Consider the following 892-nt stretch of genomic DNA (forward strand, 5'->3'; position numbering starts at 1 on the left):
AGCACCGCGGTGTCCTTGATGCGCTCGATGCGGTGCTCCGAGTTGGCGCGGGCCCGGACCAGCTCGACCACCGAGAGCTGGGGAATGGCAAAGCGGTCGCCGGCGGCTTCCACGATCAGGGCGGAGACGATCGCCAGCGTCAGCGGGATCTTGATGGTGACGGAGGAGCCTTCACCGGCCACCGACTTGATGTCGATGGTGCCGCCGATCTGGTCGATATTGGTGCGGACCACGTCCATGCCGACGCCGCGGCCCGAGACCGAGGTGATGGCGGCCGCGGTCGAGAAGCCCGGCGCGAAGATGAACTTGTGGATCTGGGCTTCGCTCATCTTCTCCAGCTCGGCCTCGGTGACGAGACCTGAAGAGAGCGCCTTGGCCTTGATCTTCTCGGTGTTGAGGCCCCTTCCGTTGTCGGCGATGCAGATGATGATGTGGCCGCCCTCGTGATAGGCGGAGAGGCGGATGGTGCCCTGCTCGCCCTTGCCGGCAGCGAGCCGCTCGGCGGGGGTTTCCAGGCCGTGATCGGCGGAGTTGCGCACCATGTGGGTGAGCGGGTCCTTGATCAGATCGAGCACCTGGCGGTCGAGCTCGGTGTCGGCGCCGTGCATCTCCAGCTCGATCTGCTTGCCGAGTTCGCTCGAGAGGTCGCGGACGATGCGGGGCAGCTTCTGCCAGGCATTGCCGATCGGCTGCATGCGCGTCTTCATGACGCCTTCCTGCAGCTCGGCGGTGACGTTGGAGAGGCGCTGCAACGGCACCTTGAACTCGGTGTCCTCGTTGCGGCGGGAGATCTCCAGCAGCTGGTTGCGGGTCAGCACCAGCTCGGAGACCATGGTCATCAGATGCTCCAGCGTATCCACGTTGACGCGGATCGACTGGTTGGCGATGCGGT

Annotated in this window: 1 protein-coding gene; it reads right to left on the reverse strand. The window is 65.4% G+C overall.

The annotated features are described in order from the left end of the window. The coding region (locus XH98_RS12935) for a chemotaxis protein CheA (RefSeq protein ID WP_271618810.1) at window positions 1-892 on the reverse strand (892 nt) is incomplete at both ends.

The sequence above is a fragment of the Bradyrhizobium sp. CCBAU 51745 genome (assembly GCF_028128715.1).
Taxonomy (GTDB): Bacteria; Pseudomonadota; Alphaproteobacteria; order Rhizobiales; family Xanthobacteraceae; genus Bradyrhizobium; species Bradyrhizobium manausense.